Below are 20777 nucleotides of genomic sequence, written 5' to 3'. Positions count from 1 at the left end.
GAAGCGTGATTTTGGAAACAGAGCTCCCCCAGGCGCAGGACGGCAGTGTGCGCCTGTTGCAAATTACTGATACCCATCTTTTTGCCAGTGCCGAGGGTCGGCTGCTGGCTGTGCGCACCGCCGAGAGTCTGGCTGCGGTGCTGGAGCGGGTGCAGGCCAACGACCATCCCTACGAGGTGATTCTGGCGACCGGCGACCTGTCGCAGGATCACAGCCCGGAGTCCTATCAGCGCTTCGCCTCCATGATGGCGCCTCTTGGTCGCCCCATTTACTGGCTGCCCGGCAACCACGATGACAGCCCCCTGATGACCGAGCAGCTTCATGCCGCCGGGATCAGCGAATCCAAGCAGCTGGTGGGCGACCACTGGCAGGTGATCCTGCTGGACACCCAGGTGCGCGGCAAACCCCACGGCATGATCGGCGATCACCAGCTGGAGGCGCTCGACCGTGCCCTGCGTCAGTATCCGGATCGCCATGCCCTTATCGCCCTGCACCATCAGGCGGTGCCGGTGGGCTGTGCCTGGCTGGATCAGCACAATCTCAAGAATGCCGACGATCTGTTTGCCGTGCTGGCGCGTCACCCGCAGCAGAAGACCATCCTGTTTGGCCACGTCCATCAGGAGTTTGACGAGGTGCACCGAGGCGTGCGGCTGATTGCCAGCCCATCGACCTGCATCCAGTTCAAACCGCTCTCTGATGGCTTCGCGCTGGACGAGTCCGGCCCGGGCTGGCGCTACCTCACCCTCTACCCGGATGGTCGTATCGCCAGCCAGGTGTGGCGTCTGCCGGTGGGGCAGTTTGTGCCCGACCCCAATGCCACCGGTTATTGAGGGGTCGTCATGAAGCCCGTTCTCCTCTACCTGCACGGTTTCAACTCCTCGCCCGGTTCAGCCAAGGCGCAGCAGATGGCTGCCTGGGTGGCAGAACACAGACCCGATATCGAGGTGGTGATCCCGGCCCAGCCCAACACCCCGGCGGCGGCCTGGGCGGCCATCGAACAGACCATCGCCAATTTGCAGAGTCGCTATGGCAGCGAGTTCAAGCTCGGCGCAGTAGGCAGCTCCCTCGGTGGCTTTATGGCGACCCGGGTCAGCGAGCAGTACGGCTGCCACGCGGCACTGATCAATCCGGCGGTGCGCCCCCACGAGCTCCTTTGTGACTACCTCGGCCCCCAGACCAATCCCTATACGGGCGAGCAGTATCAGCTGCTGCCTGAACATATGGACGAGCTGCGAGCCCTGGCAGTGCCTGTGACCGCCCCCGCTCGACTCTGGGTGCTGCAACAGCAGGAGGACGAGGTGCTCGACTACCGCAAGGCGCTAGAAGAATACCGCTTTGCCCGCCTCTCGCTGGAGTGCGGCGGCGACCACGCCTTCGTGGCGTTCGAGCGCTACCCCGCCCAGATTATCCGTTTCCTCGGACTTTAATCATGCAACCGCCGTTGGCCGCCTTTCTGGAACAGGTACTGGCCACGGCGCAAGCGGGCCTCACCTACTCCAAAGATCCCTTCGATATCGGCCGTTTCGAGGCGCTGCGAGCGGCCACCGTGGCCCTTATCGCCAACCAGAGCGAGCTGGCGCCGGAAGCCATTAGCGACTGGATTGCCCTCGACAGCGGTTATCCCACCCCCAAGCTCGATGTGCGGGCCTTCATTCAGAACGATGCGGGCCATATCCTGCTGGTACAGGAGCGCAGCGACGACTGCTGGACTCTGCCCGGTGGCTGGTGCGATATCGGCGACTCGCCGGCGGATGCTGTGGTGCGTGAAGTGGTGGAGGAGACCGGCCTTGAGTGCCGTGCGGTGCAGCTGCTGGCCCTGCTCGACAAGCTAAAACATCCTCATCCGCCCCAGCTGCCCCACGCGCACAAGGCTTTCTTTCTGTGCGAGGTGACCGGCGGCCAGCTGCTGGGCGAAACCGATGAAACCAAAGGGGCGGGGTACTTCCCCATCGACAACTTGCCCCCGCTCTCCTGCCATCGGGTGGTGGCCTCCCAGTTGCGCACCCTCCATGAGCACTTGCTGCAGGGGCGGCGCGATACCCTGTTTGATTGACATCTGAGGAAGTGAACCCGTCTGCAAGGAGGCAGGATGATCAAGCGCATCGGCAATACCCCAATTCAAGAGAAACACAAGGCCAGCTGCCACTGCGGCGCCGTGGTGCTGGAGCTGACCCTGCCGGATGGGGTGGTGGATCCGCGCCGCTGCGACTGTTCGTTATGCCGACGTCGGGGCGCTATCGTCGCCTCGGTGCCACTGTCCGGCATCCGCATTCTGCAAGGGGAGGAGGTGCTGCGCTGCTACCAGTTCAATACCCGCACCGCCAAACACTACTTCTGTAGCATCTGCGGCATCTATACCCACCATCAGCGCCGCTCCAATCCGGCCGAGTATGGCTACAACCTCGCCTGTCTCGAGGGGGTCAACCCGTTCGAGCTGGGGGAGGTGCCGACGCGCGATGGCGTGCACCATCCAGCGGATCGAAAGGCCTGAATAAAAGGGTCTCATATGTTCCTGTTGCGCCCTGCGGGGCAGTGTTAATCTTTAGCGGCCTGTTTACTTTGCCTCGCCCGGGGCAGGGGATGGCCTGACTCTTCTGAACTTCACTGCCAACAGGGAGCACGTTTGTGACAACTCCTTCTGCGCTGCCGGATCTGGTACTGGGCGCCTCTCTCTACTTTCCGCCGCTGTTCAAGGCGGTGCTGCTCGGCCTGCTCTGCTGGCTGCCGGTGCACCATCTGCTGCGTGACTGGCTCTATGGCGGGGATGTCTGGCACCCCTTGCTGATGGATCTCTCCCTCTTTATCCTCGCCGTCAGCGGCGCTCTATGGATGCTGTTACATGGCTAAATCACCTCTCGCGACCCTCAAATACTTCTCCACCCTGCTGGTCTGCGCGCTGGCGCTGGCGGCGGGCTGGTGGCTGTGGAACTACTACATGCAGGGGCCCTGGACCCGTGATGGCAAGGTGCGCGCCGAGCTGGTCAGCATTACCCCCGAGGTGTCGGGCAAGATCATCAAGATAGCGGTGAAGGACAACCAGCTGGTGAAGGCGGGGGAGGAGATCTTTACGCTCGACCCCGAGCCCTACCGGATCGCCCTCGATAATGCCCGGGCGGCGCTGGCCAAGGCGAAATCGGATCTCGACAAGGCAGAGCACGAGGCGAACCGGCGCAGCGGCCTGTCGCGCAGCGTCATCTCAGCCGAGACGATGGACGAGGCTCGCCTCAATGCCCAGGCGATGCTGGCGGCCTATCAGGTGGCACAGGCCAATCTGGAGAAGGCGGAGTGGTCGCTGGCCAAGACCCGGGTGCATGCCGCGAGTGATGGCTACATCACCAACCTGCAGACCCGGGTCGGCAACTACGCCAGTGCCGGTGTGCCGCTGGTGGCGCTGGTGGATACTCACTCCTTCTATGTGCAGGGTTACTTTGAAGAGACCAAGCTCGGCCACATAGCGCCGGGCAAACCGGCTGAAGTGGTGCTCTACAGCGGTGAACAGCGGTTGCGCGGCGAGGTGGAGAGCATAGGGCGCGCCATCCACGATCAGAGCGTCGATGGCGGCAACGGTCTGCTGATCGACGTCAAACCCAACGTGCCCTGGGTGCGGCTGGCCCAGCGGGTGCCGGTGCGGATCAAGCTGCTGGATGTGCCGGCGGACGTGACGCTGATCGCCGGTACCACCTGCACCATCACCATTGGCGAGTAGGGTGAGCGAGTCGTACTGGCTGTGCACCCCCTGGGGGAAGGCGACAGGGGGGCAGTGGCGCTATGCCCTGCGCAATGCGCTGGCCATGTGCCTGTCGCTCTGGCTGGCCTTCGTGCTGCAGCTCGACTCCCCCTACTGGGCCATGAGCTCGGCTGCCGTGGTGAGTTTTCCCACCGTGGGCGGAGTGATCAGCAAGAGTCTGGGGCGAGTGGTCGGCAGCCTGATGGGGGCGATGGCGGCGGTGGTGATCACAGGTCTTGGTATCAGCGATCCCTGGCTGTTCAGCTTCCTTATCGCGCTCTGGCTGGGCTTGTGCACCTACATCTCCAACCACTATCAGAACAACGTCTCCTACGCCTTTGCCCTCGGTGGTTATACGGCCGCCATCATCGCCTTCTCCTGCGTCAATGTGGCGGATCCCCACCACATCTTCGATATTGCCCAGGCGCGGGTGAGCGAGGTGATCATCGGTATCCTCTGCGGCGGTCTGATGATGATGATCCTGCCCAGCACCTCGGACAGCGAAACCCTGCTGGAATCCCTGCGCAAGAGCCAAGCTCGCCTGCTGGAACATGCCCAGCTGCTCTGGCTGGGGGAGATGACGCCCGAGGTGCGCTGCTCCCACGAAGGGCTGATCGGCCAGATCCTCACCATGAACGTGCTGCGCATACAGGCGGTCTGGAGCCATCACCGGCTGCGGCGCCAGAACCGGCTGCTCAACTTCCTGCTCCATCGCCAGCTGCGTCTGATCAGTCTTATCTCCAGCCAGCGGCGCATGCTGCACAACTGGCCGGAACAACCGGAAGGCATTCAGGCGCTGCTCGCCACCCTGCTGACCGAGCTTGGCAAGCCGGAGTGCGACAAGTATCGGGTCGCGAGGTTGCTGGCTCCCCTGATGCCGACCAGCGAGCATGATTACCGGCTGCGCACCTTTTTACTGCGGCTGCGCCACTTCTGCTGGAGCTATCTGGAGTGTCAGCGCTGGCTCGACCGGTTGACCCGCTACGACGATCAGGAGTGGCCGGCGCCGCCCCGTCACACCTCCCTCACCAGCCATACCGACACGCTGGAGGCCGCCTACAACGGCGGGCGCACCTTCCTCTGCGTGCTGCTCGGCTGCACCTTCTGGATCAACAGTCAGTGGGATGCGGGCAGCTCGGCGCTCACTATGCTCTCCATCTGCTGCGTGCTCTACTCGGCGACCCCGGCCCCGGCTCAGGGGGCCAACACCATGCTCAGGGCGATCCTGCTGCTCAGCCTCATCTGCTTTGCGGTCAAGTTTGGCCTGATGATCCGCATCGACGACTTCTGGATCTTCTGCCTCTTGCTCTTTCCGGCGCTGCTCACCATGCAGCTCTGCAAACAGCAGCAGGTGCGGCAGGCGGGCCTCTGGGGCCAGATGATCGTGCTGCTCGGCTCGTTTCTCGCCATCACCAATCCGCCCAGCTACGACTATCAGCAGTTCATCAACAGCAGCCTCGCCCAGATGCTGGGGGTGATGAGCGCCGCGCTGGCGTTCCAGCTGCTGCGACCCAGCTCGGATCGGCGCAAGAGCCGCCGGATTATCCGCTCCCTGCGCCGCCACTTCATGGATCAGCTGGAGCCGGCCCCGCGCCAGAGCGAGAGCCAGTTCGAGTCGCTCATCTACCACTGCATCAGCCAGCTCGGTCAGAGTCAGGATCAGACTGCCCGCCTCTGGGTGCTGCGCTGGGGCGTGGTGCTGCTCAACTGCAGCCATATCGTCTGGCAGCTGCGCCAGTGGCGCGGTGACGAGCACCCCCTCTATCTGGTGCGCGACAACTGTATCCGCAGCCTGAAGGGGATCCTCACCGAGCAGGGGGTGCAGCACGCCTCCCTCGACCGCACGCTGGCCGAGCTGCAGCGGATCAGTCAGGGGCTGGCCAACCATGGCGATGGCACGGCGCGAGAGCTGGCAGGCATGGTGTGGCGGCTGCAAAGCTCCCTCTCCCAGCTGCAACAGGCGCTGCCGGGCCCCGCCGAAGGGAGCTGAAACCGCCTTGGGAGGGGCACAATCCCCTCCGGATCACCCTTTCCCGCAGCCAAGTTTGTCCAATACCCTCCCAACGAGTAAGATTCTCCCCAAACGTCAATTCGCAAGGCCCTCCATGTCTACTCAATACAATGCGGATGCCATTGAGTTGGCCTCAATGGCCTTGAACCGGTGCGTCGCCGCCCCGGCATGTATACCGACACCACCCGGCCCAACCACCTCGGCCAGGAGGTCATCGACAACAGCGTCGATGAAGCGCTGGCAGGTCACGCCCGCAATCTGGAGGTGATCCTGCATGAAGACCAGTCCCTCGAAGTGATCGACGACGGCCGCGGCATGCCGGTCGATATCCACCCGGAAGAGGGTGTCAGCGGGGTGGAGTTGATCCTCTGCAAGCTGCACGCTGGCGGCAAGTTCTCCAACAAGAACTACCAGTTCTCCGGCGGTCTGCACGGGGTGGGTATTTCGGTGGTGAACGCCCTCTCCGATCGGGTCGAGGTGACGGTGCGTCGCGACGGTCAGGTCTACGACATCGCCTTCGAGCGTGGCGAGAAGGTGCAGGAGCTGACCATCACCGGCACCTGCGGCCGTCGCAACACCGGCACCCGGGTGCGCTTCTGGCCGCAGGCGAGCTACTTCGATTCGCCCAAATTCTCGGTCACCAAGCTGGAACACCTGCTCAAAGCCAAGGCCGTACTCTGCCCTGGCCTCACCATCAAGTTCCTCGACAAGAACACTGGCATCAAGCTGGAGTGGTGCTACGAAGATGGCCTCAAGGATTATCTGGTCGATGCGGTCAAGCAGTTCACCTGCCTGCCGGAGCAGCCCTTTATCGGCTCGTTCAGCTCCGAACAGTCGGCGGTGGACTGGGCACTCTGCTGGTTGCCGGAAGGGGGCGAATGCCTCGCCGAATCCTATGTGAACCTCATTCCCACCGCGCAGGGCGGCACCCACGTCAACGGTCTGCGTCAGGGGCTGCTCGACGCCATGCGCGAGTTCTGCGAGTTCCGCAACCTGCTACCGCGCGGGGTCAAGCTGACTCCGGAAGATATCTGGGATCGCTGCGCCTACATCCTCTCCATCAAGATGCAGGATCCGCAGTTCGCCGGTCAGACCAAGGAACGCCTCTCCTCCCGCCAGAGCTCGGCGTTTGTCTCCGGCGTGGTGAAGGATGCCTTCAGCCTCTATCTGAATAGCAACACCGAGCTGGCGGAGCAGATCGCCGAGCTCTGCATCTCCAGCGCCCAGCGCCGGATGCGTGCCGCCAAGACGGTGGTGCGCAAGAAGATTACCCAAGGCCCGGCGCTGCCCGGCAAGCTGACCGACTGTGGCTGCGCCGACCCCATGCAGGGCGAGCTGTTCCTGGTGGAGGGTGACTCCGCGGGTGGCAGTGCCAAGCAGGCGCGGGATCGCGAGTTTCAGGCCATCATGCCGCTGCGCGGCAAGATCCTGAACACCTGGGAGGTGGAGGCCGGTCAGGTGCTCGCCTCGCAAGAAGTGCACGACATCTCGGTCGCCATCGGTCTTGACCCCGACTCCAACGACCTCAGTGGCCTGCGCTACGGCAAGGTGTGCATCCTCGCGGATGCGGACTCGGACGGTCTGCACATCGCTACTCTGCTCTGCGCCCTGTTCGTAAAACACTTCCGTGCGCTGGTGGAGAAGGGCCACGTCTATGTCGCCATGCCGCCGCTTTACCGGATCGATATCGGTAAAGAGGTCTACTACGCCCTCGACGAGGACGAGAAGAACGGGGTGCTGCAGCGGGTCGAAGCCGAGAAGAAGAAGGGCAAGGTGATGGTGACCCGATTCAAGGGCTTGGGCGAAATGAACCCGAAACAGCTGCGGGAAACCACCATGGATCCCAACACCCGCCGTCTGGTGCAGCTCACCATGGATCCGGCAGGGGAGAGTGAAGGGGATGCAGCTGACGAGACCCTGCAGCTGATGGACATGCTGCTGGCCAAGAAGCGGGCGAGCGATCGCCGCGAGTGGCTCGAAGAGAAGGGCAACCTCGCCATCATCTAAGCCGTCGGCTGGCCCGCACAGGGCCAGCAAGCATTTAGCCGGAGTCGCCCTGTGGCGGCTCCCGAACCGAAAGAGAAAATCACATGAGTGATGCTATCGAGCTCAGTCTGGACGGGGTAGAGCGCCAGCCAATGCGCACCTTTACCGAACAGGCTTACTTGAACTACTCCATGTACGTCATCATGGATCGGGCCTTGCCGCATATCGGCGACGGCCTCAAACCGGTGCAGCGGCGCATCATCTACGCCATGAGCGAGCTGGGTCTGTCGGCGCTCTCCAAGCACAAGAAGTCTGCCCGTACCGTGGGTGACGTGCTGGGTAAGTACCACCCCCACGGCGACAGCGCCTGTTATGAAGCCATGGTGCTGATGGCCCAGCCCTTCTCCTACCGCTACCCGCTGGTGGATGGTCAGGGCAACTGGGGGGCGCCGGACGATCCCAAATCCTTCGCCGCCATGCGTTATACCGAGGCGCGGCTGTCGCGCTTCTCCGAACTGCTGCTCTCGGAACTTGGCCAGGGCACGGTGGAGTGGACGCCGAACTTCGACGGCACCATGAAGGAGCCGGTGGTGCTGCCCGCCCGTCTGCCGCACATCCTGCTCAACGGGGTGACCGGTATCGCGGTGGGCATGGCGACCGACATCCCGCCCCACAACGCGCGGGAAGTGGCCTACGCCTGTGCCGAGCTGCTCGACAACCCCAATGCGGGGCTGGATGTGTTGATGCAGCACATTCAGGGGCCGGACTACCCGACCAATGCCGAGATCATCACTCCGCGCGACGATATCCGCAAAATCTACGAGACCGGCAAGGGCTCCATCAAGCAGCGGGCGGTCTGGAGTGAGGAGGATGGCGACATCGTCATCACGGCGCTGCCCCATCAGGCCTCCGGCGCCAAGATCATGGAGCAGATCGCCGCCCAGATGGTGGCGAAAAAGCTGCCGATGGTCACCGATCTGCGCGATGAATCGGACCACGAGAACCCGACCCGTCTGGTGATCGTGCCGCGCTCCAACCGGGTGGATGTAGAGGGGCTGATGGCCCACCTGTTCGCCACCACGGATCTGGAGAAGAACTACCGGGTCAACCTCAACATCCTCGGCCTCGACAACCGGCCGCAGGTGAAGTGCCTCAAGACCATCCTCAGCGAGTGGATCCAGTTCCGCCGTGAGACGGTGCGTCGCCGTCTGCAGTTCCGCCTCGACAAGGTGCTGGCTCGCCTGCACATCCTCGAAGGCTTGCTGATCGCCTACCTCAACATCGACGAGGTGATCGAGATCATCCGCACCGAGGATGAGCCGGGCAAGGTGATGGTGGAGCGCTTCAACATTACCGAGACCCAGGCCGAAGCGATCCTCGAGCTGAAACTGCGCCATCTGGCCAAGCTCGAAGAGTTCAAGCTGCGCGCCGAACAGAACGAACTGGCCGAAGAGCGCGACAAGCTGGAGCTCATTCTGGGCTCCGAGCGCCGTCTCAACACCCTGCTCAAGAAAGAGCTGCTGGCCGATGCCGAGAAGTACGGCGACGATCGCCGCACCCCGCTGGTGGAGCGTGCCACCGCCGTGGCGCTGACCGAGAAAGAGCTGGTGCCGAGCGAACCGGTCACCGTCATCCTCTCCGACAAGGGGTGGGTGCGTGCCGCCAAGGGCCACGACGTGGATGTCGAGGGGCTCTCCTACAAGGCGGGGGACAACTACCTCACCCACGCCTTTGGCCGCAGCAACCAGCAGGCGGTGTTCCTGTCGAGCTTTGGCCGTACCTACTCGCTGGAGGCGCACACCCTGCCCTCCGCCCGCAGTCAGGGCGAACCGCTCACCGGCCGCTTTGCGCTGGGTGCCGGTGAAGAGGTGCGTCATCTGGTGATGGGCAACGAAGGCGAGCCGTATCTGATCGCGAGCGATGCCGGTTACGGTTTTGTCTGTACCTATGACGACCTCATCGGCAAGAACAAGAACGGCAAGGCGCTGCTCACCGTGCCGGAAGGGGGTCTGGTGATGGCACCCCAGAAGATTGGCTCGCCAGAGACCGATCTCTGCATGGCCATCTCCAACGAGGGGCGCATGCTGCTGTTCCCGATGAATACCCTGCCGGTGCTCGGCAAGGGCAAGGGCAACAAGCTCATCAGCATCCCCTCTGCTCGCGTCAAGGCGCGGGAGGAGTTTGTGGTGATGGCCGCCGTCATCCCGCAGGGCCAGTCGGTCACCCTGTTTGCCGGCAAGCGCAAGCTGACCCTCAAACCGTCCGATCTCGACTACTACCGTGGCGAGCGCGGCCGCCGTGGCGCCAAGCTGCCCCGCGGTTTACAGCGGGTCGATCGCATCGAGATTGAACCCGCCGCCGGTGCCGAACCGGCAACCGGGGAAAATCAGGAAGGGTAATTAATATAGAAGGGCGCGAAAGCGCCCTTCTTATTTTAACTTTCCCATCGAAAAATTAGATATGTCAGGAATGATACATTCTATATAATTCATGGCCTGAATAAATCCAGCATTAAATTAAAGGTGTTGCTTAATGTTGCATTGTCCTTTAGTGTTATATTTATGTTTTTTTAAGAATTAATTTCTGGTTGCTGAAAATCGATAGTGTTTACTGATTTTTTTAACTTCATGCTCTATTTTAATTAGTTCTAGACGTTTTATTTTTAAATCTAGCAAAGTGAGCTCATTAGTTGGCTTTTGAATGTTTGTATACCAACCGGAAAACCCAAAAACTAATAAGGCGCATGATAAAGACTCTATAAACATAAATATGTAATATATTACGCCATTAAAAACCCAATCAATGTTATCTCTTAGTGGTTGTGATAATGTTTTGAATTTATCATATTCCTGAATTGTGGAAATCTCATTTTTCTTAATGATCTCCAACAACTCTAACTCATCTTGTAAATTTTCCTTTTTGATTTCTTTGTATCGGCACTCATCTACCTTTCCTGCTTTTATAGCGTTAATTCTGCAATCTATTTCTTTGATGGACTTATCTGCAAGTCGTGCCTGGCCCATTAAAGTTGTCGTTTTTTGCATGTTAGATATCTGAAATGTAAGATAAACATAGCAAGCTAAACTAAATATTATTATTAGCATTCCTGAAATGGCTGAAAATTTATACAGGCTATCTGTAGGGGGCGTCGGTAGTATATTCATGTTGGACTCTTTATTGGTTTGTTTAACATGCGATGTCAATTCTATAATATCATTCATTTTACACATAGGATCGATGTGATAAAAAGGTCAGGGTATTAGGTTTTATTAGCGATGCGTAATCAGACGATCGCGAAAACAGGTTGCCGCTATTCTGTTAGTGCCCCAGCTGATCTCTTCTCTATGTCCATCGCCACCGAGATTGCGGTGCGGACGATTACGCTTCGCTAATCGACCCTACTTCTCTCTGTTTTCTTTAACGCTCTGCGGCTTGTCGGTGGCTTCTGTTGTGATGGTTTGTTTCCCCTCATCCCCGACCCTTCTCCCCTTATCTATGGCAAAGAATGGGAGAAGGGAGCAGAGATCGCAGCCATTGATAGTGACCGTGGTATGGCGTGATAGCTAAGGGTGACAGCTATGGCTACTGGTGGGCAGGCACTGGCTCCCTCTCCCCTTGGGAGAGAGTGAGGGGGAGGTAACCGTAGGGTGCAATGAAATTGCACCGCTATTGAATCTGCGAGGTTGCCGCTGCAACGGGCCGGATTTGTTGCGCCTTTCGGCAATATAGGGCGGCAATAAAAGGTGGCGGACTGGCCGCCACCTTGAGGGTGATTAACGCAGGCTCAGCAGGTCATAGATGACGGGATTATCGGCGCACTGTCCCGCGCCGCACTCCAGCACGGTAGAGATCAGGTTTGCCGCAATCAGCAAAACAAACAGCAGGGAGGCGATACGTCCCCAGCGCGCCAGACCCAGCTTGGGCAGCGCAATAGCGAGCCCGTCCCGCACCATCAATATCAGGGCGACGGCCAGGATGATCAGCAGGGCGCTGACCAGCGACCAGCTATAAAAGTGCAGCCCGAGAAAGGTGGAACCATAGCCGGGGTCGCCGGGCAGAATATGCAGCAGCACCTGCCGGGCGCCGATCATGGCGGTGGTCAGGGCACCGACAATCACGATGCCGTAGTGGGCCCCTTTTGCGCCAAATTGCAGGTTGAACATAAAGCCGAAACCGGCGACGACCAGGCCGACCCGCTGCAATAAACACAGGGGGCAGGGGAGTTCGGCCAGATAGAGCTGGTAATAGAAGGCGACGATCAGGGTCAGACAGATGCCCGCCAGCCCCAGCGTATCGAGCAGCTGGGGCAGGTCACTCTTCGCGGCGGTGGCAGAGGTCGAAAGGCTCATGGCTGGCTCCTAGAACGAGAGGGTGAGCGGATCGGTCACATGGTGCATAAAGGAGAGCAGGGTCACCACCAGCAACAGAGCCCAGAGCAGATAGGAGGCGCCGCGCTTGTTCAGCAAGATGCTGATCCCCGTTATCAGCGCCAGCAGGAAGGGTAAAAACATATACATCTCATCTCTCCTTATCGTGGTGAGTCTGGCTCACAAGGCTTTGAGTATATGGCGGGCGGCACAGGGCGACCCGGCTAACAGCCGTCGCTATATGGCTCCGACTTCACTCATCCTACCCCTGTCGGCGGGAAATACCTACCGGGCGGCTGACGCTGTGCAGAATCCCCTTACCCCCCGATCTGCGTGATTGTTTCATCAGTGCGACAGTAAAAAATAGATTGGCTTCTTTGGTGCAAAAATGTTCACTGGCGTCGCACCGCCAGCCTGAAACGAACCCGCCATCCCGCCAAAAGCAGAGGCCCCGCAATCCATGATTGCGGGGCCTCTGGTCTTGTCTGCGGCTCACGCCGCCAAGCGGTTCAAATCGATCAGACGGGGATAGCTGTCGCCGCCGGTTGCGGGGTGATTTTCGAGGCGATCAGCAGGCGCAGACGGGGCACCAGCAACAGCAGGACGATCCCGCCCGCCATCGAGCCCCAGCCGAGCATGTTGAACACCGAGCTGTAGCCCGGGTTGGTGGCCACCGGAGAGCTGCCGATATTCTGCGGCATGGCGCTGGAGACATAGCCCGCCAGCACCGAGGCAACGCCGGTCACCATCATCCAGCAGCCCATCATCAAGCCTTGCAGGCTGGCGGGGGCCAGCTTGCCGATCATGGCGTAACCGATGGGGGAGATAAGCAGCTCGCCAAAGCTCTGCAGCACATAGCTGATGGCGATCCACTTGAAGGCGACCAGCCCGTCGGCCCCCGCCAGATGGATGCCGAGCGGCAGCACCAGCATGCCGAGCCCCATGCAGAACAGGGAGGCGGCAAACTGGGAGGGGATGTCGATATTCCAACCCTGCTCGCGCAGTCGCTTGAACAGCAGCGCCATCAGCGGGCCACCGATGACGATGACGATAGTGTTGATGTTCTGGATCCACTGGGGAGCGACCCGCAGCCCGAACACGTTGAGGTTGATGTTGTGTTCGGAGAAGAGCATCAGCCCCATGGGCGCCAGCTGGTAGAGCGACCAGAAGATGAGGGAGCCAAGGGCGAGGATCAGGTAGGCCACCATGCGGCTGCGCTCGGCGGCGTCCGGGTGGCGGGCGGTCATCACGCAGAGCAGCACCAGCACCACGGCGCCCAGGATCAGCACGAAGCTGCCGCTGAAGCTGGCGTGGGTCAGCAGTAGGCGCAGCGCCGGCACCAGCATGGCCAGAATGGCGATCCCGGCCAGCATGCGGCGGTAGAAGCCGCTCCCTTTGACATGGCGCAGCGGGGTGCTGATATCCGCCAGAATGGGCCAGCAGGCGAAGGTGGCGATGATGGCGATGATGTTGCCCAGCGTCGCAAACAGGAACAGGGTGCGGTAATCCTCGGTGAGCTGGAAGTAGCCCGCCACCGTGAAGCCGATAAAGAAGCCCAGATTCATCCCGGCGTAGTTCCACAGGAAGGCGCTCTCGCGGCGGTGATCATCCGGGGCGAAGCGCTGGGTCAGCATCATGTTGAGGCAGGTGACGTTGAGGCCGCTGCCGGTGAGGAACATGGCGAGCCCCCAGTAGAGGCCGGTGATCCCCATCTCGGCGATGAAGTAGCAGCCGATCACCTGCAGCACCATCCCCATCACGAACAGGTTGCGGTTGCTGAGGTAGCGCCCGCCGAGATAGCCGCCAAACAGGTGCAGGCCATAGTTGAAGGCCCCGAAGACCCCCATCATGGCGTTGGCCTGGGATTCACTGAAGCCGAGCCGCTTGGTGGCGTAGAGCACCAGCGTGGAGTAGAGCACGGCAAACCCCAGGGTCGAGAAGGTCTGGATAAAGAACAGCGCCCCGGAGCCGGGGGGAATGGTGGGGTGTTGATTCGAAGCGCTCACGGTCTGTCTCCTGTGAGAGAAGAAAGTCATAACTCGTCCTGAGAGCGTACCGGTCTGCTGCCGGCTAGCCTTGTGCGCTTCCATGCTGGTCTGAAGGCCGGTCTGTCATTTAGCGGCCAAGCGGTGCAAATAGCCATACCTGAAATTTAATCTGGCGAGATTAATTGTCTTTTATTGATCTATTCCGGTTTTTTATGCGGTTTTGGCTGCTGAAAAGCTGGCGCTGGCTGGGTAGGTATCAGAACTATCGGGGTTGAATGGAGCCCTTTTTGACATGAACTGATTTGATAGTGAGATCGCCATCCCGCTTTTGGCTGCTCTTTCGCCATTGCCGCCGGCATGTTGAGTGGCAGCTTATTTATTCAGTTTCACTGTTTGAGTGAATAAATATTGAAAATGAGGGCTTGATCAGAACCTGATGGTGTGGGGGATTTTTGAGCGTTTCATCGCAGGGGAAAATATATATTCTTTTTGTAATAACGTGGTAAAGATTCGTTTCGACAGATAGGTGACTTAAGATAGCCTGATAATATATAAATCAGAGAATTTGGGGGTTGGGAATCGTGATGCTATTTTTATGAAAATATATTTCCTTTGCATGCTTTGAGTATTTTTTCTCAGAGATAAAATCTGATTATGATGAGAAAAGCTCGTAGTCCGGTGTGATAATAGAACCTTTCCGATAGGTCATGTACACAATGGTTCCTTCCTCATCGACCATGGCATATGGCCATTTTCCGTTGGCTCCGTACATGGCCACATAGAGTGGGTTGAAATAATCTTGAGTCTGCCCAGCCGGGTCATACGGGAGTCGAACATGATAGATTGGATATTTACCATCGTTACATAACTCGACTCTCTTTAATATAACGCCTCGTTCCAGTAATACCTTTCTGGTCGGATGTTGCCAATTTTCCAAATCTACATTTTTACAATTATTGGCGACTTCTTTATAAAGGCGGGTATCTGACAGTAGCGGAGTATTGGCGCTGATAAGCATTAAAAGTGGCAGCAGCATAAAAATCTGACCTGTATTATGACCGGTTTATTCAGCTCTGAATCAGGGGCGCAGTATAGCTGCGAACAAGGTTTGAATGAAGCCATCTGAACTGGTTGCATCCCGATTTGTTACGTCAATCGTGGGGGGCTGATGACGTAGATAGAACAACGCCCGGCGGGCCGGGCGTTGGGTTATCCCACATTGGGGGCAACAAAAGAGGCGGCGAAAGCGGCCTTAGAAGTTGTGGTAGAGCGGCCAGCCGAGCAGCGGGTGCTTGAGACCGGCGCGCATCTCGATGTTGTCGAGCTTCTCTGGCGAGGCGTTCTCTTTTTGCAGCAGCTGGTACTGGCGCACAAAGCCGAGGGTGTGCAGCAGGTTCGGCACAAAACCCGGGCTCAGCTCCTGGCGCAGGGCGGCGGCCATGTCGGCGGGCAGCGCGCTTAGCATCAGGGCGAGCTGGGCGGCGAGGTAGTCGGTGTCATACCAGCCCTCGTCGAGCTCAATCTCCCGCGCCAGTTTGCGCTTGAGATCCTGCTTCACCTTGAGCGGGGCGGCGCCACTGCCCTTGCCGCAGAGGATGCGGTAGAGCAGCGCTTCGGCCAGCTTGTCCTCCATGGTGGGGTGGTCGCTCTCGCAGGCGAAGAAGTGCTGGTCGATGAGTTCCATCAGACGGCTCTTGTTGTGCTCGGTCAGCGCCTTCTCGTACTCCTGCCACCCTTGCCACTCCTCCACATCGGGCGGGCTCGAGATCTTGTCCAGCAGGCGGGCATCGACGTCACCGTAGAGGCTGTTGCCAGCCTGCTTGGGGCTGACGGTAATGAGCATCGACCAGCCCTTCTGGAACGGTTTTATGGGGCCTTCCGGCGCCTGCAGCAGCGCCAGCGCCTTGGCCGGATCCCGCGCCGAGAGCTCCTGCAGGCCGAGGCTCACCACGCCGATGACGTCGTGGGCCGCCTGCTCCAGCAGGTGCATCTTGTACTTGTTGTAGTACTTGTCGGCGAATTTGAGGCTCATCAGCACCGCCTTGCCCTTGATGGCGGCCAGCTGCTGCTGACTCAAGAGTTCATTGTCGCGGCCAAAGCGCAGCACCTGGGTCAGAAAGGGGCCCTGGTTGGCATCGCGAATGACTAACTGCATGAATGGGCTCCTTAATCCAGAAAGCTGAACATGTCGTCGACGTCGCCGTACTCGTCTTCCTCGACCTTGTTCTTCTCTTTGGCCTGCATCACCAGCTCGGCGGCAAACTTGTTGATGATGCCGTCCCAGGTGGAGTGCTCGTTGCGCAGCAGCGCCTTGATGGCTTTCTCCACCTCGGGGGCCAGCTCGCGAATGAGCATCAACAGGCTTCTCGGGTCATCCAGCGCGTAGTCGTGGACATCCTCGCTCTGCTGGCGCTCGCTGTAGCGCAGGGATTCTTCGAGATCTTCCTCTTCGGCGTGCAGCACGTCGCGATAGCCTTCGTCCTCTTCATAGCGATCGCCGCGATAGAACTCGATAAAGGGGATGGCGAGGTAGAAGAGACCGGCCGGATCTTCGGCCACGCACTCGAGGATCTCGCGCTGCTTGGCCTCGCTATCCTGGGTGCGGATCAGGTAGTTGAGGAAGTCGAAGGTGTGCTGTTGCAGCTCGTCGGCGTTATTCTTGATCGCCTCTTCCCAGTAGAGCGGCTGCTGGCAGACGATGTCGCGGATCCGCTCCGGGGTCATCAGCTCGGAGATGATGGAGGGGAAGGAGATATCGTGCTGGCCGTTAATCTGGGTCAGAGTAACGATATCAATGTTTTCAATCACTTCTGCCAGCTGGTCGTCAGACATGGTCTTGGCGATCAGCTCGAACTTCTCGCTGGCCTGCTTCGGCTCGATAACGGCCAGCTCTTTGATCTCGATGGCGGTAATTTCTATCAGACTGTTGCTCATGCCTTGCCCCAATTAGAAACGGACTTCGTCGTACATATCCTGATCGCCGTCGTCATCACCATAGCGGTCACTGCCGCCATGGTAGTCGGCGTCGGCATCTTCCCCGTCTTCATCTTCTTCGTCGCGCAGCTCATAGTCGTCATCACCGCGGTGGCTACCGCGCGGTAGCGGGTTGTCGAGCAGGAACAGCACGGCGCAGGCTTCCATCAGCTGATCTTCGCTCTGGGCCCGCACCGCCTTGACCAGCGGCAGGGCGGCGTTGTTGAAGCCGACGCTCACCTTGAACTCGTCCCAGCTTGGCTGCTCGCCGCTGGCGAGCCACTTGTTCCACTGCGACTTGGCCTTGGCCGGGAACTGCACCCGGCCATAGAGGGCCAGCGGCAGATACTCGGGCATAAACTCCAGCATGCTCATATCGGCCAGCAGCAGGCTCTTCATCTGATCGGTGAACTGTTCCAGCCCCTTGGGGTCGTCCTGATCCCGGTAGGATTCGATGTTTTCGCTGGCATCGCTTTGCAGCGACTTGAGCCGCGCCTGGTCCCATCTCTTTTGCATAGTTGCTCTTTCTGCCTGCTGTTTCAGGGGTAGAACTGATCCCACATCTCCTGCATGGCGGAGGCGGGGTCGGTCACGATGACGTTGTTGAAATCCTTGATAAAGGCGGCCCGCTGTTTCGGATCGGACAGCACTTCATAGGCCTGCTTTACCTGGTGCAGCTTGATGGCTGCCTGCTCTTTCTCTTCTTCACTGGCCCCGTGCAGCTTGTCGGGGTGGTACTGGTTCGACAGCCGACGATAGGCTTTCTTGATGTCGTTTTCGCTGGCGTTGGACTTGACGCCCAGCACCCGAAAGTAGTTGTTCATGGCAGATCCTGCATCACTGGCATCATAGGATTCACGCTGCGAGTGCCTGATGGTGGGGATTGGCAAACCAGGCACGGCAAAAACCCGTCATTTTAACGGAAACAGCCCGCCAACGCGATGAGTTGGGCGATCAATTAACGGGCGAAATGAAGAGGGGTCAGTTGAGTGCCTATTGTTGCCAGTCGGTCTGGCCAGTGCAAGGGCAGCGGGGAAAAAGCGATGAAAAAACGGGCAGAAAAAGGGCGGGCGGCAGGCCGGGGCGAGGCTGCCGCCGCAGGGGTTACTCCTCCCAGAAGGAGGCAGAGGTGTGGTAGATCATCTTCTTGCTCATCCCGCCATCGACCACCAGATTGGCACCGTTGATAAAGTCGTTACGGGGATCCGCCAGAAAGAGGCAGGCGCGGGTGATGTCGTCGGGGCGACCGACCCGGCCACTCGGGTGCTGGCGATGATCCGCCTCGGTCAGGGTGTGGTAATCCTCCGCCTGGATCCAGCCCGGACTGATGGCATTGACCGTGACGGGGTAGTCGGCCAGCGAGTTGGCGAGGGACTGGGTGAGGGCGACCAGCGCCCCCTTGGAGGCGCCGTAGGCATCCCAACCCGGTTCGTTCTGCTGCCAGCGGGTGGAGGCGATATTGATGATGCGGCCATAGGGCAACCCGCGGTTGGCCTGCACAAAGGCGCGGGCGCAGAGCATGGCGCCGCGCACATTGACCGTCATCACCTGATCGAACTGGGCTGCGCTCAGCTCCTCGAAGCGGGTGTGGAACTTGCTGATGGCGCCGTTGTTGATCAGCAGATGGATGCCGCCGTGCTGCTCGCGCACCTCGGCAAAGAGGCGCGTGATAGCCTGCTCGTCCCGCAGATCGAGCGGATGAAAGTGGATTTCGGGATGGTCGAAAGCGTGAGGGGCCAGATCGGTGGCGATCACCCGATAACCCGCCTCGGCCAGCCCGATGCAGAGCTGGCGGCCAATCCCGCCAGCGGCGCCAGTGACCAGTGCGATTTGTTTACCGTTCATAGTGCCGCTCCATTGCGTGCCCGCAGCACCTTGATGAGGGCTGACACCTCCTGCTGACCAAACCCTTGCGCCACCCCTTCCTCAAACAGATCGGTGGCAAAGCGCGGGAAGCGGCTGTCGATCCCGACATCGCTGGCGTGACCGGCGAGGCGGCTGATGGCGGCGCTCCAGGTTTTCAGGCTGGCGTAGGGGTGATCGAAATCGCCGCTCGCCAGCGTCTTGCCAAGGTGGGCCACATCGCCACCGAGAATGGGGGAGAGCTCGCTGAACTGGGCGCACACCTTGGCCACCGGTAGCCCTTCCGCCTCGCAGATCAGTGCGCCGTGCAGGGCTCCGAGCAGACCACCGGCAAAGTAGGCGGCGACGGCGCAATCTTGCGCCGCAGCGGCCCCCACCGCCTCGGCCACATGGTCGAGGGTAGGGGCGAGCAGGCGCAGCACCGGCTCGGCGTCGCTAAAGGCAGCGCTGGCCCCCGAGCAGATGATGCTGGCATCGCTGGTACCGATCTGATCCGGGAAACAGAGAATGGCGCCATCGAGATAGCTAGCGGCGCGAGCGTGGCTCCAGCTCTCCAGCGCTCTGGCCCCCTGCGGGCTGCCGGTGGAGAGCTGCACCAACAGCTTGCCCGCCACCGCATCGCTCGCCTCGTCCAGCAGCTGCTGGCTGACGGCGTAGTTATCGACGCAGACAAGGGTGATATCGCTTGCGGCGATGGCTGCACCAACCGAGGGGGCGAGTGTCGCACTCAGCGCCTGCAGCGGGGCAGCCTTGGCGGCGCTGCGATTCCAAACGGTGACCGGATGGCCCGCCTTGAGCAGGGTGGTGGCGAGGGCGGAGCCCATGGCCCCGAGGCCGATGACAGAAAGATGGCGCATGATGGCTCCTGACGGTGTTGATAGACGCTGATATAGGGAATTGAGATGCCTTGTGGCAGGTAAGCCACTATATTTGCCCAATGTCGCCGTGAAAAATGGCTTTTATGACTGTCTGGTATAGGTAAATTCTATGGATGTGCGAACCCTGCGTGCGTTTGTGGCTGTCTTCGAGGAGCGCAACATCACGGCGGCGGCCACCCGCCTCTTCATCACCCAGCCCACCCTCTCCACCACTATCAAGACGCTGGAGGATGAGTTGGGGGTGACCCTGTTTGTGAGGCAGGCGCGCGGGGTGGAGGGGACCGAAGCGGCGCACCGGCTCTATCCCCGCGCCAAGCGGTTGATCGCCGATACCGACTCCCTCGCCCGCGAGTTTCGTGAAACCTCCCCCTGTCTCGAGGTGACGGTGGGGATTGAGGCGGATCTGGGTGATGGCGTGGTGGGGGCGCTGGTGCAAGGGGTGCTCGCCCACGAGGAGATCCTGCTGACTCTGGAGGAGGGCTGCTGTGGCGATGTGCGGCTGGGCTGCGAATCCCTGCGCTGTGGTGACGAGCTCTTTATTCCCCTGCTGGAGGAGGAGTTCGTGCTGGTGCTGCCACCGGATCACCCGCTGGCAGGCAAGGGGGCGCTCACCCCGGCAGCGTTGGCGGACGAGCCCTGGGTTACCTGTCCGCGCCACGACTCCCACCTGCGGCTGATCGCCATTCTCGGCAATCAGGCGCCGCTCTATCCACGGCGGGCGGGGTCGCTGCGACTGGCGGCGACCATGGTGGCCGCCGGGGCGGGGATTGCCTGGTTGCCCCGTTCGCTTTGTTTGCCCGGTTGTTCGGTCGTCGAGCTGGCGGCCTCTTCCTTCAAGCGGCGGGTGGGGCTCTGCTACGCCCCCGATGCGTTGCGCTCGGCGGCCGTGGTCGCCCTGCTGGCGCAGGTACGCGGCATGCAGCTCACCGCCTGATGTCGGCATAAAAAAGGCCATCCGGTGGGATGGCCCTGTTGCAGGCAGCG

20 protein-coding genes and 1 pseudogene are annotated in these 20777 nt (G+C 60.2%); 10 read left to right on the top strand and 11 right to left on the bottom strand.

Annotated elements, in window-relative coordinates; translation table 11 throughout:
* Positions 1 to 11 precede the first annotated feature (11 nt).
* The 9 genes and pseudogenes from cpdA (at position 12) to parC (ending at position 10123) form a co-directional block, all read left to right on the top strand.
* Positions 12 to 830: a 3',5'-cyclic-AMP phosphodiesterase gene (gene cpdA / locus WE862_RS01255; RefSeq protein ID WP_033113016.1), complete on the top strand. Its 819-nt coding sequence runs from the start codon at positions 12 to 14 to the stop codon at positions 828 to 830.
* Positions 831 to 839: 9 nt separating this feature from the next.
* A complete protein-coding gene (locus WE862_RS01250; RefSeq protein WP_042032661.1) occupies positions 840 to 1427 on the top strand; it encodes a YqiA/YcfP family alpha/beta fold hydrolase in 588 nt (195 codons plus the stop codon).
* A 2-nt stretch (positions 1428 to 1429) separates the two neighbouring features.
* Positions 1430 to 2053, top strand: coding sequence for an NUDIX hydrolase (locus WE862_RS01245; RefSeq protein ID WP_042032659.1), 624 nt, complete (start codon positions 1430 to 1432; stop codon positions 2051 to 2053).
* 36 nt (positions 2054 to 2089) lie between these two features.
* Positions 2090 to 2491: a GFA family protein gene (locus WE862_RS01240; protein WP_042032658.1), complete on the top strand. Its 402-nt coding sequence runs from the start codon at positions 2090 to 2092 to the stop codon at positions 2489 to 2491.
* Positions 2492 to 2604: 113 nt separating this feature from the next.
* On the top strand, positions 2605 to 2847 hold the full coding sequence (locus tag WE862_RS01235; protein WP_033113020.1) for a DUF1656 domain-containing protein: 243 nt from the start codon (positions 2605 to 2607) through the stop codon (positions 2845 to 2847).
* Positions 2840 to 3706, top strand: a complete 867-nt coding sequence (locus tag WE862_RS01230; protein WP_042032655.1) for an HlyD family secretion protein — start codon at positions 2840 to 2842, stop codon at positions 3704 to 3706. Before WE862_RS01235 ends, WE862_RS01230 begins: the two co-directional genes overlap by 8 nt.
* Position 3707: 1 nt before the next feature.
* Positions 3708 to 5717, top strand: a complete 2010-nt coding sequence (locus WE862_RS01225; RefSeq protein WP_042032653.1) for an FUSC family protein — start codon at positions 3708 to 3710, stop codon at positions 5715 to 5717.
* A gap of 115 nt (positions 5718 to 5832) precedes the next feature.
* Positions 5833 to 7745: pseudogene (parE, locus tag WE862_RS01220) on the top strand (DNA topoisomerase IV subunit B).
* A gap of 83 nt (positions 7746 to 7828) precedes the next feature.
* Positions 7829 to 10123: a DNA topoisomerase IV subunit A gene (gene parC, locus WE862_RS01215; protein WP_042032650.1), complete on the top strand. Its 2295-nt coding sequence runs from the start codon at positions 7829 to 7831 to the stop codon at positions 10121 to 10123.
* Positions 10124 to 10300: 177 nt separating this feature from the next.
* Here parC and WE862_RS01210 read toward each other — a convergent pair whose 3' ends face one another.
* The 11 genes from WE862_RS01210 to WE862_RS01160 form a co-directional block, all read right to left on the bottom strand.
* Positions 10301 to 10888 (bottom strand): hypothetical protein, encoded by a 588-nt coding sequence (locus WE862_RS01210; protein WP_042032648.1) that lies wholly within the window; start codon positions 10886 to 10888, stop codon positions 10301 to 10303.
* A 609-nt stretch (positions 10889 to 11497) separates the two neighbouring features.
* Positions 11498 to 12073, bottom strand: a complete 576-nt coding sequence (locus tag WE862_RS01205) for a disulfide bond formation protein B (protein ID WP_042032646.1) — start codon at positions 12071 to 12073, stop codon at positions 11498 to 11500.
* A 9-nt stretch (positions 12074 to 12082) separates the two neighbouring features.
* Entirely contained in the window at positions 12083 to 12241 is a 159-nt protein-coding gene (locus WE862_RS01200; protein WP_005343116.1) for a DUF5993 family protein, read from the bottom strand.
* A 368-nt stretch (positions 12242 to 12609) separates the two neighbouring features.
* Entirely contained in the window at positions 12610 to 14097 is a 1488-nt protein-coding gene (locus WE862_RS01195; RefSeq protein ID WP_225628321.1) for a peptide MFS transporter, read from the bottom strand.
* Positions 14098 to 14731: 634 nt separating this feature from the next.
* Positions 14732 to 15115: a hypothetical protein gene (locus tag WE862_RS01190; RefSeq protein ID WP_082035509.1), complete on the bottom strand. Its 384-nt coding sequence runs from the start codon at positions 15113 to 15115 to the stop codon at positions 14732 to 14734.
* Between the two features lie 216 nt (positions 15116 to 15331).
* Complete coding sequence (gene atcC / locus WE862_RS01185; protein WP_042032641.1) at positions 15332 to 16234, bottom strand: cold adaptation protein AtcC; 903 nt, start codon at positions 16232 to 16234, stop codon at positions 15332 to 15334.
* Positions 16235 to 16245: 11 nt separating this feature from the next.
* Positions 16246 to 17013, bottom strand: a complete 768-nt coding sequence (gene atcB, locus WE862_RS01180; RefSeq protein WP_005335887.1) for a cold adaptation protein AtcB — start codon at positions 17011 to 17013, stop codon at positions 16246 to 16248.
* Between the two features lie 12 nt (positions 17014 to 17025).
* Positions 17026 to 17568, bottom strand: coding sequence for a cold adaptation protein AtcA (gene atcA, locus WE862_RS01175; protein WP_042032639.1), 543 nt, complete (start codon positions 17566 to 17568; stop codon positions 17026 to 17028).
* 23 nt (positions 17569 to 17591) lie between these two features.
* Entirely contained in the window at positions 17592 to 17876 is a 285-nt protein-coding gene (locus WE862_RS01170; protein ID WP_005343121.1) for a DnaJ domain-containing protein, read from the bottom strand.
* Positions 17877 to 18156: 280 nt separating this feature from the next.
* On the bottom strand, positions 18157 to 18897 hold the full coding sequence (locus WE862_RS01165) for an SDR family NAD(P)-dependent oxidoreductase (protein ID WP_042032637.1): 741 nt from the start codon (positions 18895 to 18897) through the stop codon (positions 18157 to 18159).
* Positions 18894 to 19772 carry an NAD(P)-dependent oxidoreductase gene (locus WE862_RS01160; protein ID WP_042032634.1) on the bottom strand — a complete coding sequence of 293 codons (879 nt, stop codon included), beginning with the start codon at positions 19770 to 19772 and terminating at the stop codon, positions 18894 to 18896. Before WE862_RS01160 ends, WE862_RS01165 begins: the two co-directional genes overlap by 4 nt.
* 130 nt (positions 19773 to 19902) lie before the next feature.
* Between WE862_RS01160 and WE862_RS01155 the strand changes: the two genes are divergently transcribed.
* Complete coding sequence (locus WE862_RS01155) at positions 19903 to 20727, top strand: LysR family transcriptional regulator (RefSeq protein WP_042032633.1); 825 nt, start codon at positions 19903 to 19905, stop codon at positions 20725 to 20727.
* Positions 20728 to 20777 lie beyond the last annotated feature (50 nt).

This window comes from Aeromonas jandaei (genome assembly GCF_037890695.1).
Lineage (GTDB): Bacteria > Pseudomonadota > Gammaproteobacteria > Enterobacterales > Aeromonadaceae > Aeromonas > Aeromonas jandaei.
Note: the sequence above shows the minus strand (reverse complement) of the source record. Positions and strands in the feature narration are given on the sequence as shown.

Excerpts from the sequence above, each read along its gene's own strand:
- WE862_RS01205 (WP_042032646.1), bottom strand. The coding sequence starts at position 12,073 with ATGAGCCTTTCGACCTCTGCCACCGCCGCGAAGAGTGACCTGCCCCAG.
- WE862_RS01245 (WP_042032659.1), top strand. The coding sequence starts at position 1,430 with ATGCAACCGCCGTTGGCCGCCTTTCTGGAACAGGTACTGGCCACGGCG.
- atcB (WP_005335887.1), bottom strand. The coding sequence starts at position 17,013 with ATGAGCAACAGTCTGATAGAAATTACCGCCATCGAGATCAAAGAGCTG.
- WE862_RS01155 (WP_042032633.1), top strand. The coding sequence starts at position 19,903 with ATGGATGTGCGAACCCTGCGTGCGTTTGTGGCTGTCTTCGAGGAGCGC.
- WE862_RS01240 (WP_042032658.1), top strand. The coding sequence starts at position 2,090 with ATGATCAAGCGCATCGGCAATACCCCAATTCAAGAGAAACACAAGGCC.
- WE862_RS01200 (WP_005343116.1), bottom strand. The coding sequence starts at position 12,241 with ATGTATATGTTTTTACCCTTCCTGCTGGCGCTGATAACGGGGATCAGC.
- atcA (WP_042032639.1), bottom strand. The coding sequence starts at position 17,568 with ATGCAAAAGAGATGGGACCAGGCGCGGCTCAAGTCGCTGCAAAGCGAT.
- WE862_RS01210 (WP_042032648.1), bottom strand. The coding sequence starts at position 10,888 with ATGAATATACTACCGACGCCCCCTACAGATAGCCTGTATAAATTTTCA.
- WE862_RS01160 (WP_042032634.1), bottom strand. The coding sequence starts at position 19,772 with ATGCGCCATCTTTCTGTCATCGGCCTCGGGGCCATGGGCTCCGCCCTC.
- WE862_RS01230 (WP_042032655.1), top strand. The coding sequence starts at position 2,840 with ATGGCTAAATCACCTCTCGCGACCCTCAAATACTTCTCCACCCTGCTG.
- WE862_RS01170 (WP_005343121.1), bottom strand. The coding sequence starts at position 17,876 with ATGAACAACTACTTTCGGGTGCTGGGCGTCAAGTCCAACGCCAGCGAA.
- parC (WP_042032650.1), top strand. The coding sequence starts at position 7,829 with ATGAGTGATGCTATCGAGCTCAGTCTGGACGGGGTAGAGCGCCAGCCA.
- atcC (WP_042032641.1), bottom strand. The coding sequence starts at position 16,234 with ATGCAGTTAGTCATTCGCGATGCCAACCAGGGCCCCTTTCTGACCCAG.
- WE862_RS01190 (WP_082035509.1), bottom strand. The coding sequence starts at position 15,115 with ATGCTGCTGCCACTTTTAATGCTTATCAGCGCCAATACTCCGCTACTG.
- WE862_RS01165 (WP_042032637.1), bottom strand. The coding sequence starts at position 18,897 with ATGAACGGTAAACAAATCGCACTGGTCACTGGCGCCGCTGGCGGGATT.
- WE862_RS01250 (WP_042032661.1), top strand. The coding sequence starts at position 840 with ATGAAGCCCGTTCTCCTCTACCTGCACGGTTTCAACTCCTCGCCCGGT.